Below are 14,469 nucleotides of genomic sequence, written 5' to 3' on the forward strand. Positions count from 1 at the left end.
ATAATGGTAGATAGCAAGAAGCGCCCTGGCAAAGATCTCGACCGTATCGATCGTAACATTCTTAATGAGTTGCAAAAGGATGGGCGTATTTCTAACGTCGAGCTTTCTAAACGTGTGGGACTTTCCCCAACGCCGTGCCTTGAGCGTGTGCGTCGGCTGGAAAGACAAGGGTTTATTCAGGGCTATACGGCGCTGTTGAACCCGCATTATCTGGATGCATCACTTCTGGTATTCGTTGAGATTACTCTGAATCGTGGCGCTCCGGATGTGTTTGAACAATTCAATACCGCTGTACAAAAACTTGAAGAAATTCAGGAGTGTCATTTAGTATCTGGTGATTTCGACTACCTGTTGAAAACACGCGTGCCGGATATGTCAGCTTATCGTAAGCTGTTGGGGGAAACTCTGCTGCGTCTGCCTGGCGTCAATGACACACGGACATACGTTGTTATGGAAGAAGTCAAGCAGAGTAATCGTCTGGTTATTAAGACGCGCTAACACGGAACAGGTGCAAAATCGGCGTATTTTGATTACACTCCTGTTAATCCATACAGCAACAGTACTGGGGTAACCTGGTACTGTTGTCCGTTTTAGCATCGGGCAGGAAAAGCCTGTAACCTGGAGAGCCTTTCTTGAGCCAGGAATACACTGAAGACAAAGAAGTCACATTGACAAAGTTAAGCAGCGGGCGTCGACTTCTGGAGGCGTTGCTGATTCTTATTGTTCTGTTTGCCGTCTGGTTGATGGCAGCTTTATTAAGCTTTAATCCTTCGGATCCCAGTTGGTCACAAACGGCCTGGCATGAGCCTATCCATAATTTAGGTGGGGCACCTGGCGCATGGCTGGCCGATACCCTGTTCTTCATTTTCGGCGTCATGGCTTACACCATCCCCGTCATTATCATCGGTGGCTGTTGGTTTGCCTGGCGTCAGCAGGCCAGCGACGAATACATTGATTATTTTGCCGTCTCGCTGCGAATTATTGGTGTGCTGGCGATCATCCTTACTTCCTGTGGTCTGGCGGCGATCAATGCTGACGATATCTGGTATTTTGCCTCCGGTGGCGTAATCGGGAGTTTATTAAGCACTACGCTGCAGCCACTGTTACACAGTAGTGGGGGAACGATTGCGCTGCTTTGCGTCTGGGCGGCAGGCCTGACGCTGTTTACCGGTTGGTCCTGGGTGACTATTGCCGAAAAACTGGGCGGCTGGATTTTAAACATTCTCACATTTGCCAGTAACCGTACTCGTCGCGACGATACCTGGGTTGATGAAGATGAGTATGAAGACGACGAAGAGTATGAAGATGAGAGTCACGGCAAACAACATGAGTCGCGCCGTGCCCGGATCCTTCGTGGCGCATTAGCGCGTCGTAAACGTCTGGCCGAAAAATTCATTAATCCGATGGGGCGGAAAACTGACGCTGCGTTGTTCTCCGGCAAGCGGATGGATGATGAAGAAGAAATTACCTACACGGCGCGCGGTGTCGCCGCCGATCCTGATGACGTCCTCTTTTCGGGCAATCGTGCAACGCAGCCAGAATATGACGAATACGATCCGTTATTAAATGGTGCGCCGATTACCGAACCTGTAGCTGCTGCAGCGGCTGCGACCACTGTGACACAAAGCTGGGTTGCGCCGGTTGAACCGGTAACCCAGACACCACCATCTGCACCTGTTGATATTTCACCAACACAGCCCACAGTGGCCTGGCAACCTGTTCCTGGACCGCAAGCGGGTGAACCGATAATTGCACCTGTATCCGAAGGTTACCCGCAGCAACCGCAATATGTGCAGCCAGCGGTGCAATATAACGAATCGCTGCAACAACCGGCGCAGCCTCAGCAGCCATATTATGCGCCTGCGCCGGAACAACCGGTGGTTGGTAACACCTGGCAAGCTGAAGAATCGCAATCCACTTTTGCTCCACAACCTACTTACCAGCCGGAGCAAACTTATCAGCAGCCGACCGTTCAAGAGCCGTTGTATCAACAGCCACAACCTGTTGAACAGCAGCCTGTCGTTGAACCGGAACCTGTTGTTGAAGAGACAAAGCCTGCACGTCCGCCACTTTACTATTTTGAAGAAGTGGAAGAGAAGCGTGCGCGTGAACGTGAGCAACTTGCGGCCTGGTATCAACCGATTCCTGAACCGGTTAAAGAACCAGAACCGGTCAAGCCTGTTTTGGCACGACCAGGTGTTGCAGCAGTGCCGCCGGTAGAATCCGCAGCCGCAGTCTCACCGCTGGCATCTGGCGTGAAGAAAGCGACCTTGGCAACGGGAGCCGCAGCGACGGTGGCTGCACCTGTCTTCAGCCTGTCAAATAGCGGTGGACCGCGCCCGCAAGTGAAAGAGGGTATTGGCCCTCAGTTGCCAAGGCCGAAGCGTATTCGTGTTCCGACGCGTCGTGAACTGGCGTCATACGGTATTAAGCTGCCCTCACAGCGTGCAGCGGAAGAGAAGGCACGTGAAGCGCAGCGCAACCAGTACGATTCTGCCGGGCAGTATAACGATGATGAAATAGATGCAATGCAGCAGGATGAACTGGCTCGTCAGTTCGCCCAGACGCAGCAGCAACGCTATGGTGAACAGTATCAGCATGATGTGCCAGTTAACCCGGAAGATGAAATAGATGCCGCTGCAGAGGCAGAACTGGCTCGTCAGTTCGTCCAGACACAGCAGCAACGTTATTCCGGTGAACAACCTGCGGGGGCGAATCCGTTCTCGCTGGATGATTTTGAATTTTCACCGATGAAAGCATTAGTGGATGATGGTCCACACGAGCCGCTGTTTACGCCAATTGTTGAACCTGTTCAGCAGCCGCAACAACCGGTCGCGCCGCAGCCGCAATATCAGCAGCCGCAACAACCGGTCGCGCCGCAGCCGCAGTATCAACAGCCGCAACAACCGGTCGCGCCGCAGCCGCAGTATCAACAGCCGCAGCAACCAGTCGTGCCGCAGCCGCAGGATACCCTGCTTCATCCGCTGTTAATGCGCAATGGCGACAGTCGTCCGTTGCACAAGCCGACAACGCCGTTGCCATCGCTGGATTTGTTGACGCCGCCGCCGAGCGAAGTGGAGCCAGTAGATACCTTTGCGCTCGAACAAATGGCACGTCTGGTGGAGGCGCGCCTGGCTGATTTCCGCATTAAAGCCGATGTTGTTAACTACTCACCAGGGCCAGTTATCACTCGCTTTGAACTGAACCTGGCACCGGGTGTAAAAGCCGCGCGTATTTCTAACTTGTCACGTGACCTTGCCCGTTCGTTATCAACAGTGGCAGTCCGTGTAGTTGAAGTAATCCCAGGTAAACCTTATGTAGGTCTGGAATTACCGAATAAAAAACGCCAGACCGTTTATTTGCGCGAAGTGCTGGATAACGCCAGGTTCCGTGATAACCCATCACCGTTGACGATTGTATTGGGTAAAGATATTGCCGGTGAGCCGGTGGTTGCCGATCTGGCGAAAATGCCGCACTTATTGGTTGCGGGGACTACCGGTTCCGGTAAGTCTGTCGGTGTGAACGCTATGATCCTGAGTATGCTCTATAAAGCGCAGCCGGAAGATGTGCGTTTCATCATGATCGACCCGAAAATGCTGGAGCTTTCGGTTTATGAAGGTATCCCGCATCTGTTAACGGAAGTCGTTACCGACATGAAAGATGCAGCTAATGCTCTGCGCTGGTGTGTCAACGAGATGGAACGTCGTTATAAGCTGATGTCGGCACTTGGTGTGCGTAACCTGGCAGGTTATAACGAAAAAATTGCTGAAGCTGATCGTATGATGCGGCCAATTCCAGATCCGTACTGGAAGCCGGGCGATAGTATGGATGCACAGCATCCGGTGCTGAAAAAAGAGCCGTATATCGTGGTGCTGGTGGACGAATTTGCCGACCTGATGATGACGGTGGGTAAAAAAGTGGAAGAGCTGATTGCACGTCTGGCGCAAAAAGCCCGTGCCGCGGGTATCCACCTCGTACTGGCAACGCAACGTCCTTCGGTTGATGTTATTACTGGTCTGATTAAAGCGAACATTCCGACCCGTATCGCCTTCACGGTATCCAGCAAGATCGACTCACGTACCATTCTTGATCAGGCTGGCGCAGAATCGCTACTGGGAATGGGGGATATGCTCTACTCCGGGCCTAACTCCACCATGCCAGTACGTGTTCACGGTGCCTTTGTTCGCGATCAGGAAGTACATGCGGTGGTGCAGGACTGGAAAGCCCGTGGTCGTCCGCAGTATGTTGACGGCATCACTTCCGACAGCGAAAGTGAAGGTGGTGCGGGTGGCTTTGACGGTGCTGAAGAGCTGGATCCGTTGTTCGATCAGGCGGTGGCGTTTGTCACTGAAAAACGCAAAGCGTCTATTTCCGGTGTTCAGCGTCAGTTCCGCATCGGTTACAACCGTGCCGCACGCATCGTAGAACAGATGGAAGCGCAGGGGATCGTCAGCGAACAGGGTCACAACGGTAATCGTGAAGTGCTGGCCCCACCGCCATTTGACTAATTGGTGAATCGTAGGCCGGATAAGACGTGATAACGTTGCATCCGGCACTCCATCAACTGAAAATTCAGTATTTTCTTCTTTCCTCAAGCTGATTATTAGCCTGGAATAGAGAGTAGAGGGAACTCCCGTTTGGGAGTGACGTAATTTGAGGAACAATGATGAAAAAAATTGCCATCACCTGTGCATTACTCTCAAGCTTCGTGGCGAGCAGCGTTTGGGCTGACGCCGCAAGCGATCTGAAAAGCCGCCTGGATAAAGTCAGCAGTTTCCATGCCAGCTTTACGCAAAAGGTCACTGACGGTAGCGGCGCTGCTGTACAGGAAGGTCAGGGGGATTTATGGGTGAAACGCCCTAATCTGTTTAACTGGCATATGACTCAGCCGGATGAAAGTGTTCTGGTTTCTGACGGTAAAACACTGTGGTTCTATAATCCCTTTGTTGAACAAGCCACGGCAACCTGGCTGAAAGATGCCACCGGCAATACGCCGTTTATGCTGATTGCCCGTAACCAGTCCAGTGACTGGCAGCAATACAACATCAAACAGAATGGCGATGACTTTATCCTGACGCCGAAAGCCAGCAATGGCAATCTGAAGCAATTCACCATTAATGTGGGGCGCGATGGTACGATCCATCAGTTTAGTGCGGTAGAGCAGGACGATCAGCGCAGTAGTTATCAACTGAAATCCCAGCAAAACGGTGCTGTGGATGCAGCGAAATTTACCTTCACCCCGCCGCAAGGCGTAACGGTAGATGACCAACGTAAGTAGAGGCCCTGAGTGAGCAATCTGTCGCTCGATTTTTCGGATAATACTTTTCAACCTCTGGCCGCGCGTATGCGGCCAGAAAATTTAGCACAGTATATCGGCCAGCAGCATTTGCTGGCTGCGGGGAAACCGTTGCCGCGTGCTATCGAAGCGGGGCACTTGCATTCCATGATCCTCTGGGGGCCACCCGGTACTGGTAAAACGACCCTCGCAGAAGTCATTGCCCGCTATGCGAATGCTGATGTGGAACGTATTTCAGCCGTCACCTCTGGCGTTAAAGAGATTCGCGAGGCAATCGAGCGAGCGCGGCAGAACCGCAATGCCGGTCGGCGCACCATTCTGTTTGTTGATGAAGTTCACCGCTTCAACAAAAGTCAGCAGGATGCTTTTCTACCGCATATTGAAGATGGCACCATCACTTTCATTGGCGCGACGACTGAAAACCCGTCGTTTGAACTTAACTCGGCATTGCTTTCCCGTGCCCGAGTTTATCTGCTGAAATCCCTTAGCACAGAGGATATTGAGCAAGTACTGACTCAGGCGATGGAAGACAAAACCCGCGGTTACGGTGGGCAAGATATTGTTCTGCCAGATGAGACGCGTCGGGCGATTGCTGAACTGGTGAATGGCGATGCGCGCCGGGCGTTAAATACGCTGGAAATGATGGCGGATATGGCCGAAGTCGATAACAGCGGTAAACGTGTTCTGAAGACAGAATTATTGACGGAAATCGCCGGTGAGCGCAGTGCCCGCTTCGATAACAAAGGCGATCGCTTTTACGATCTGATTTCCGCGCTGCATAAATCTGTGCGCGGTAGCGCCCCCGATGCGGCGCTTTACTGGTATGCGCGAATTATTACTGCCGGTGGCGATCCGTTATATGTCGCACGTCGCTGCCTTGCAATAGCGTCGGAAGATGTCGGCAATGCTGATCCGCGTGCGATGCAGGTGGCAATAGCTGCCTGGGATTGCTTTACCCGCGTGGGTCCGGCAGAGGGCGAGCGCGCCATTGCCCAGGCGATTGTTTATCTGGCTTGCGCACCAAAAAGTAACGCTGTGTATACTGCGTTTAAAGCCGCGCTGGCCGATGCTCGCGAACGTCCGGATTATGACGTGCCAGTTCACTTGCGCAATGCGCCGACCAAACTGATGAAGGAAATGGGCTACGGGCAGGAATATCGTTACGCTCATGATGAAGCAAACGCTTATGCCGCCGGTGAGGTTTACTTCCCGCCGGAAATAGCACAAACACGCTATTATTTCCCGACCAACAGAGGCCTTGAAGGCAAGATTGGCGAAAAGCTCGCCTGGCTGGCTGAACAGGATCAAAATAGCCCCATAAAACGCTACCGTTAATGTTATCGTTGCGGTAATGTTGTTACTGTATCCCTGTGGTCGCAGGCTGTGGCCACATCTCCCATTTAATTCGATAAGCACAGGATAAGCATGCTCGATCCCAATCTGCTGCGTAATGAGCCAGACGCAGTCGCTGAAAAACTGGCACGCCGGGGCTTTAAGCTGGATGTAGATAAGCTGGGCGCTCTTGAAGAGCGTCGTAAAGTATTGCAGGTCAAAACGGAAAACCTGCAAGCGGAGCGTAACTCCCGATCGAAATCCATTGGCCAGGCGAAAGCGCGCGGGGAAGATATTGAGCCTTTACGTCTGGAAGTGAACAAACTGGGCGAAGAGCTGGATGCAGCAAAAGCCGAGCTGGATGCTTTACAGGCTGAAATTCGCGATATCGCGCTGACAATCCCTAACCTGCCTGCAGATGAAGTGCCGGTAGGTAAAGACGAAAATGACAACGTTGAAGTTAGCCGCTGGGGCACCCCGCGCGAGTTTGACTTTGAAGTTCGTGACCACGTGACGCTGGGTGAAATGCACTCAGGTCTTGACTTTGCAGCAGCAGTTAAGCTGACCGGTTCGCGCTTTGTGGTGATGAAAGGGCAAATCGCTCGCATGCACCGTGCGCTGTCGCAGTTTATGCTGGATCTGCACACCGAGCAGCATGGCTATAGCGAAAACTATGTCCCGTATCTGGTTAACCAGGACACGCTGTACGGTACTGGTCAGTTGCCGAAATTTGCTGGTGACCTGTTCCATACTCGTCCGCTGGAAGAAGAAGCTGACACCAGTAACTACGCGCTGATCCCGACGGCGGAAGTTCCGCTGACCAACCTGGTGCGCGGTGAAATCATCGATGAAGATGATCTGCCAATTAAGATGACCGCCCATACACCGTGCTTCCGTTCTGAAGCTGGTTCTTATGGTCGTGACACTCGCGGCCTGATCCGTATGCACCAGTTCGACAAAGTTGAAATGGTTCAGATCGTGCGTCCGGAAGACTCTATGGCGGCACTGGAAGAGATGACCGGTCATGCAGAAAAAGTCCTGCAACTGCTGGGTCTGCCGTACCGTAAAATCATTCTTTGCACTGGCGACATGGGCTTTGGCGCTTGCAAAACTTACGACCTGGAAGTATGGATCCCGGCACAGAACACCTACCGCGAGATCTCTTCCTGCTCTAACGTCTGGGATTTCCAGGCACGTCGTATGCAGGCACGTTGCCGCAGCAAGTCAGACAAGAAAACCCGTCTGGTTCATACCCTGAACGGTTCTGGTCTGGCTGTTGGTCGTACGTTGGTTGCGGTAATGGAAAACTATCAGCAGGCTGATGGCCGTATTGAAGTACCAGAAGTTCTGCGTCCGTACATGAACGGACTGGAATATATTGGCTAATATCTAAATATGCCGAATCTAAAAAGCGCCTACGGGCGCTTTTTTTGTCTCCTTTTGATACCAAACAATAATTACATTTCACTTACGCGTAATACTACTTTCGAGTGAAAATCTATCTATCTCGTTGATTTTCAAATCATTCGATGTATACAAGCCTATATAGCGCACCGCTATAAAAATAATTACACAATACGGTTTGTTACTGGAATCAATCGTAAGCAAGCTTGAGTGAGCCATTATGAAAACGAAAATCCCTGATGCGGTATTGGCTGCTGAGGTGAGTCGCCGTGGTTTGGTAAAAACGACAGCGATCGGCGGCCTGGCGATGGCCAGCAGCGCATTAACATTACCTTTTAGTCGAATAGCGCACGCTGTCGATAACGCCATTGCGGCAAATTCTGACGAGAAGGTTGTCTGGAGCGCCTGTACAGTTAACTGTGGCAGCCGCTGCCCGCTACGTATGCATGTCGTGGACGGTGAGATCAAATACGTCGAAACGGATAATACCGGTGATGACAATTACGACGGCCTGCATCAGGTGCGCGCCTGTCTGCGTGGGCGTTCCATGCGTCGTCGCGTTTATAATCCTGATCGTCTGAAATATCCGATGAAACGGGTAGGGGCGCGTGGTGAAGGCAAATTTGAGCGCATTAGCTGGGAAGAAGCCTACGACATTATCGCTACTAATATGCAGCGTCTGATTAAAGAATATGGCAACGAATCCATCTATCTGAACTATGGTACAGGTACGCTGGGCGGCACCATGACCCGCTCCTGGCCACCGGGAAATACCCTGGTGGCGCGTTTAATGAACTGCTGTGGCGGTTACCTGAACCATTATGGTGACTACTCCTCCGCGCAAATTGCGGAAGGTCTGAACTATACCTACGGCGGCTGGGCTGATGGCAACAGCCCGTCAGATATTGAAAACAGTAAGCTGGTGGTACTGTTTGGTAATAACCCGGGCGAAACGCGAATGAGCGGCGGCGGGGTGACTTATTACCTCGAACAGGCGCGTCAGAAATCAAATGCTCGCATGATCATTATCGATCCGCGCTATACAGACACCGGTGCCGGGCGCGAAGATGAATGGATCCCGATCCGTCCGGGAACAGATGCCGCACTGGTTAATGGTCTGGCATATGTCATGATCACTGAAAACCTGGTTGATCAAGAGTTTCTCGATAAATATTGTGTCGGTTACGACGAAAAAACGTTGCCTGCCAGTGCGCCGAAAAACGGTCACTATAAAGCCTACATTCTGGGTGAAGGGCCGGACGGCGTTGCTAAAACGCCGGAATGGGCTTCGCAAATTACGGGTATTCCGGCGGACAAAATCATCAAACTGGCGCGGGAAATTGGCAGCACTAAACCGGCGTTTATCAGCCAGGGTTGGGGACCACAACGCCACGCTAACGGTGAAATCGCCACTCGTGCTATCTCAATGCTGGCGATCCTCACCGGTAACGTCGGTATTAACGGTGGCAACACCGGGGCGCGCGAAGGCTCATACAGCTTACCGTTTGTCCGTATGCCGACCCTCGAAAACCCGATCCAAACCAGCATTTCCATGTTTATGTGGACCGATGCGATTGAACGCGGTCCGGAAATGACAGCGCTGCGTGATGGTGTGCGCGGTAAAGATAAGCTGGATGTTCCGATTAAGATGATCTGGAACTATGCCGGTAACTGCCTGATTAACCAGCACTCGGAAATCAACCGCACCCATGAAATCCTTCAGGATGATAAGAAGTGCGAATTGATTGTAGTTATCGACTGCCACATGACCTCATCAGCAAAATATGCTGACATCCTGTTGCCGGATTGCACCGCCTCTGAGCAGATGGACTATGCGCTGGATGCTTCCTGCGGAAATATGTCCTACGTAATTTTCAATGACCAGGTGATTAAACCGCGCTTTGAATGTAAGACCATCTATGAGATGACCAGCGAACTGGCAAAACGCCTTGGCGTCGAGCAACAGTTTACTGAAGGACGTACCCAGGAAGAGTGGATGCGCCACCTGTATGCCCAGTCGCGAGAAGCGATTCCTGAATTGCCGACCTTTGAAGAGTTTCGTAAGCAGGGGATCTTTAAAAAGCGTGATCCACAAGGGCATCACGTTGCTTATAAAGCCTTCCGGGAAGATCCGCAGGCAAATCCATTGACCACGCCATCGGGCAAAATTGAGATCTATTCACAGGCACTGGCTGATATTGCAGCTACCTGGGAATTGCCAGAAGGCGATGTGATCGATCCACTGCCGATCTACACGCCGGGCTTTGAAAGTTATCAGGATCCGCTGAATAAACAGTATCCGCTGCAACTTACAGGTTTCCACTACAAATCTCGTGTGCACTCCACCTACGGTAACGTTGATGTGCTGAAAGCGGCTTGTCGCCAGGAAATGTGGATCAACCCAATTGATGCGCAAAAACGCGGTATCAACAATGGCGATAAGGTGCGGATCTTTAACGATCGCGGTGAGGTTCATATTGAGGCGAAAGTAACGCCACGAATGATGCCGGGCGTGGTCGCATTGGGTGAAGGTGCCTGGTATGACCCCGATGCGAAACGTGTCGATCAGGGCGGTTGTATCAACGTACTGACCACTCAACGCCCATCTCCTCTCGCCAAGGGGAATCCGTCACATACAAACCTCGTTCAGGTTGAAAAGGTGTAAGGAGTAACCGATGACAACCCAGTATGGATTTTTTATTGATTCCAGTCGTTGCACCGGTTGCAAAACCTGCGAACTGGCTTGTAAAGACTACAAAGATTTGACACCAGAAGTCAGCTTCCGCCGAATTTATGAATATGCGGGCGGCGACTGGCAGGAAGATAACGGCGTCTGGCATCAGAACGTATTTGCCTACTATCTCTCGATTTCATGTAATCACTGCGAAGATCCGGCGTGTACCAAAGTCTGCCCGAGCGGCGCGATGCATAAACGTGAAGATGGTTTTGTCGTTGTCGATGAAGATGTGTGTATTGGCTGTCGTTACTGCCATATGGCTTGCCCGTATGGTGCGCCACAGTACAACGAAACCAAAGGACATATGACCAAATGTGATGGTTGTTATGATCGTGTCGCGGAAGGTAAAAAACCGATCTGTGTCGAGTCTTGCCCGCTGCGGGCGCTGGATTTCGGCCCTATCGACGAGTTGCGTAAAAAACATGGCGATCTGGCCGCCGTTGCGCCGTTGCCAAGAGCGCACTTTACCAAACCAAATATTGTGATCAAACCTAACGCCAACAGCCGCCCAACCGGGGATACCACTGGCTACCTGGCAAATCCGAAGGAGGTGTGAGATGGGAAGTGGATGGCATGAGTGGCCGTTGATGATCTTCACGGTCTTCGGGCAGTGTGTAGTGGGCGGTTTTATCGTTCTGGCATTTGCCTTGTTGAAAGGTGAACTTCGGGCCGATACCCAACAGCGGGTTATTGCCTGTATGTTTGGCTTGTGGGTACTGATGGGCATTGGCTTTATTGCCTCAATGCTTCACCTTGGTTCACCGATGCGCGCCTTTAACTCACTCAATCGGGTTGGCGCTTCGGCGTTGAGTAACGAAATCGCCAGCGGTTCGATCTTTTTTGCCGTTGGTGGCATCGGCTGGTTGCTGGCAATGCTGAAAAAGCTGTCACCGGTATTACGCGCGCTGTGGCTGGTGGTGACGATGGTTCTCGGTGTGGTATTTGTCTGGATGATGGTACGTGTGTATAACAGCATCGATACCGTACCGACCTGGTACAGCATCTGGACACCGATGGGCTTCTTCCTGACCATGTTTATGGGTGGCCCGCTGCTGGGATATCTGTTACTGCGTCTGGCGGGGGTTAATGGCTGGGTGATGCGTTTACTTCCGGCAATTTCAGTGCTGGCGTTGGTGGTGAGCGGTGTAATGCAGGGGGCTGAACTCGCTACGATTCACTCTTCTGTACAACAGGCTGCGGCGCTGGTGCCGGATTACGGTGCACTGATGGCCTGGCGGATTGTGCTTATCGCTGTGGCACTGTGCTTGTGGATTGCTCCGCAGTTAAAAGGTTTTCAGCCTGCGGTGCCGCTGCTTTCCGTGTCATTCATCCTGCTTCTTGCAGGGGAATTAATCGGTCGCGGCGTATTCTACGGTTTGCATATGACCGTGGGTATGGCTGTTGCCAGCTAAAGCGTTATAACCGGGGTTTCGGCCCCGGTTCTCTTTTATTTCTGTTTCGTTAAGGTGTCGTAACTGGTCATCAAATTACGATAATCAGGAATGTGGTTAGAGAACAGCGTCGCCAGGCCTTCGATATCGTTACGCCAGTCACGGTGCAGTTCGCAGGCGACACCAAACCACGTCATCAATTGCGCCCCCGCTTGTGACATGCGATCCCATGCCGAATGCCGGGTAATTTCGTTAAAGGTTCCTGACGCGTCAGTCACCACAAAGACATCAAACCCTTCTTCAATTGCGGAAAGTGCCGGAAATGCTACGCAAACCTCGGTTACCACCCCTGCAATAATCAGTTGTTTTTTACCTGTCGCTTTAACTGCTTTGACAAAATCTTCGTTATCCCAGGCGTTAATATTTCCAGGACGCGCAATATAAGGTGCATCCGGAAACTGTGCTTTCAGTTCAGGGACCAGTGGGCCGTTAGGACCAGTTTCAAAGCTGGTGGTAAGAATGGTAGGCAAATTGAAATATTTAGCTAAGTCACCCAGCGCCAGCACGTTATTTTTAAATTTGTCAGGTTCAATATCCCGCACAAGGGAAAGTAAACCAGCCTGGTGATCAACTAACAAAACAGCAGCATCATTTTTATCGAGACGAACATACGGTTTGGTCATTCTCTTCTCCTTTCGAGAGTCAGTGGTACGCCTGAAATCGTTCAGACGCGATGCGTTGCCCTGAAAGCATAGACGGGAAATCCAGGTTTGCTGTGACCATGAAATTTTTCGACTGAACGAAATGCATGAACTTTATGTTAGTTCAATAAAAACAAGTAGATGAGACTGATTATCTTTTCGTCATTAGTGTTATGAATGAGTAATATAAATCGATAATACAGCCGCTACGTTATGTACGTATTTTCACCCATTGACAATGTTTTTGGTGGTGGCATGATGCGCATGAAATTTGAGCTTCCTCACGGTTTTAATTCATGTCCACGTATACCCGGCCTGTCATGCTTTTGCTGTCTGGCTTACTTTTGTTGACTCTGGCGATCGCGGTGTTAAATACACTGGTGCCGCTATGGCTCGCCCAGGCGCATTTGCCCACATGGCAGGTCGGTGTCGTCAGTTCATCTTATTTTACCGGCAACCTGGTCGGTACTTTACTGACAGGGTATGTCATTAAACGCTTTGGGTTTAATCGCAGTTATTACCTTGCTTCCTTCATTTTTGCGGCAGGCTGTGTCGGGCTTGGTTTGATGATTGGATTCTGGAGCTGGTTAGCCTGGCGTTTCGTCGCAGGCGTCGGTTGCGCCATGATTTGGGTTGTGGTGGAAAGCGCGCTGATGTGCAGCGGAACGTCACGTAACCGTGGGCGGTTACTTGCTGCCTATATGATGGTTTATTATGTGGGGACGTTTTTAGGCCAGTTACTGCTCAGTAAAGTTTCAACCGAATTGATGAGCGTATTGCCGTGGGCTACGGGGTTGACCCTGGCGGGGATCTTGCCGCTGCTGTTTACTCGTATCCTGAATCAACAGGCTGAAAATCATGCTTCGACGCCCATGACGTCAATGCTAAAACTTCGCCAGGCACGACTTGGCGTGAATGGCTGCATTATCTCGGGAATCGTTCTGGGTTCTTTGTATGGTCTGATGCCTCTGTACCTCAATCATAAAGGGATTAGCAATGCCAGCATCGGATTCTGGATGGCGGTACTGGTTAGTGCCGGTATCCTCGGGCAATGGCCAATTGGCCGTCTGGCGGATAAATTTGGTCGTCTGCTGGTACTGCGTGTTCAGGTATTTGTCGTCATTCTCGGTAGTATCGCGATGTTAAGTCAGGCGGCAATGGCTCCAGCATTGTTCATCCTCGGTGCAGCCGGTTTTACGCTCTATCCGGTGGCGATGGCCTGGGCTTGTGAGAAAGTTGAACATCATCAACTGGTCGCAATGAATCAAGCATTGTTGTTGAGTTATACCGTGGGTAGTTTGTTTGGGCCGTCTTTTACTGCCATGCTAATGCAGAATTTTTCTGATAATCTGCTGTTTATCATGATCGCCAGTGTGTCGTTTATCTACTTACTGATGCTGCTACGCAATGCCGGACACACGCCAAAACCCGTTGCTCACGTCTAAATGAATTAGTGCAGAGTGTGAACTTGTTGTCCGCACTCTGTTTTCTTATTCCCTCTTTACACGAGCTTTCAGCAAAATTTATTTGTAAAAATAAAATGTACAGCAGATTGTAATTTTTATTCCACCATTTTCGCATTTCTTATTTTCCACACAATCCCCCTGT

The 14,469-nt window shown here is 51.1% G+C and carries 10 protein-coding genes; 9 read left to right on the forward strand and 1 reads right to left on the reverse strand.

The window, feature by feature from the left end; genetic code table 11:
• Positions 1-3 precede the first annotated feature (3 nt).
• The 8 genes from lrp to ESM_RS0109230 all read left to right on the forward strand — a co-directional run bounded on the left by lrp (position 4) and on the right by ESM_RS0109230 (position 12,181).
• On the forward strand, positions 4-498 hold the full coding sequence (gene lrp, locus ESM_RS0109195) for a leucine-responsive transcriptional regulator Lrp (protein WP_000228473.1): 495 nt from the start codon (positions 4-6) through the stop codon (positions 496-498).
• A gap of 134 nt (positions 499-632) precedes the next feature.
• On the forward strand, positions 633-4,508 hold the full coding sequence (locus ESM_RS0109200; RefSeq protein WP_000076986.1) for a DNA translocase FtsK: 3,876 nt from the start codon (positions 633-635) through the stop codon (positions 4,506-4,508).
• A gap of 158 nt (positions 4,509-4,666) precedes the next feature.
• Positions 4,667-5,278 carry an outer membrane lipoprotein chaperone LolA gene (lolA, locus tag ESM_RS0109205; RefSeq protein ID WP_001516101.1) on the forward strand — a complete coding sequence of 204 codons (612 nt, stop codon included), beginning with the start codon at positions 4,667-4,669 and terminating at the stop codon, positions 5,276-5,278.
• Between the two features lie 9 nt (positions 5,279-5,287).
• A complete protein-coding gene (rarA, locus tag ESM_RS0109210; RefSeq protein WP_000067764.1) occupies positions 5,288-6,631 on the forward strand; it encodes a replication-associated recombination protein RarA in 1,344 nt (447 codons plus the stop codon).
• Between the two features lie 90 nt (positions 6,632-6,721).
• Positions 6,722-8,014 carry a serine--tRNA ligase gene (gene serS / locus ESM_RS0109215; RefSeq protein ID WP_000886683.1) on the forward strand — a complete coding sequence of 431 codons (1,293 nt, stop codon included), beginning with the start codon at positions 6,722-6,724 and terminating at the stop codon, positions 8,012-8,014.
• Positions 8,015-8,252: 238 nt separating this feature from the next.
• On the forward strand, positions 8,253-10,697 hold the full coding sequence (gene dmsA / locus ESM_RS0109220; protein ID WP_000850276.1) for a dimethylsulfoxide reductase subunit A: 2,445 nt from the start codon (positions 8,253-8,255) through the stop codon (positions 10,695-10,697).
• Between the two features lie 10 nt (positions 10,698-10,707).
• On the forward strand, positions 10,708-11,325 hold the full coding sequence (gene dmsB / locus ESM_RS0109225; protein ID WP_000213098.1) for a dimethylsulfoxide reductase iron-sulfur subunit DmsB: 618 nt from the start codon (positions 10,708-10,710) through the stop codon (positions 11,323-11,325).
• 1 nt (position 11,326) lies between these two features.
• A complete protein-coding gene (locus ESM_RS0109230) occupies positions 11,327-12,181 on the forward strand; it encodes a dimethyl sulfoxide reductase anchor subunit family protein (protein WP_000534709.1) in 855 nt (284 codons plus the stop codon).
• 35 nt (positions 12,182-12,216) lie between these two features.
• On the opposite strand, the gene ycaC is transcribed toward ESM_RS0109230, so the two are convergent.
• The gene (gene ycaC, locus ESM_RS0109235) at positions 12,217-12,843 is read right to left on the reverse strand and encodes an isochorismate family cysteine hydrolase YcaC (RefSeq protein ID WP_000165876.1); all 627 of its coding nucleotides are present in this window, start codon (positions 12,841-12,843) and stop codon (positions 12,217-12,219) included.
• Positions 12,844-13,157: 314 nt separating this feature from the next.
• Between ycaC and ESM_RS0109240 the strand changes: the two genes are divergently transcribed.
• Positions 13,158-14,306 (forward strand): MFS transporter, encoded by a 1,149-nt coding sequence (locus ESM_RS0109240; RefSeq protein WP_000109280.1) that lies wholly within the window; start codon positions 13,158-13,160, stop codon positions 14,304-14,306.
• Positions 14,307-14,469: the final 163 nt, after the last annotated feature.

Source organism: Escherichia sp. TW09308 (assembly GCF_000208565.1).
Lineage (GTDB): Bacteria > Pseudomonadota > Gammaproteobacteria > Enterobacterales > Enterobacteriaceae > Escherichia > Escherichia marmotae.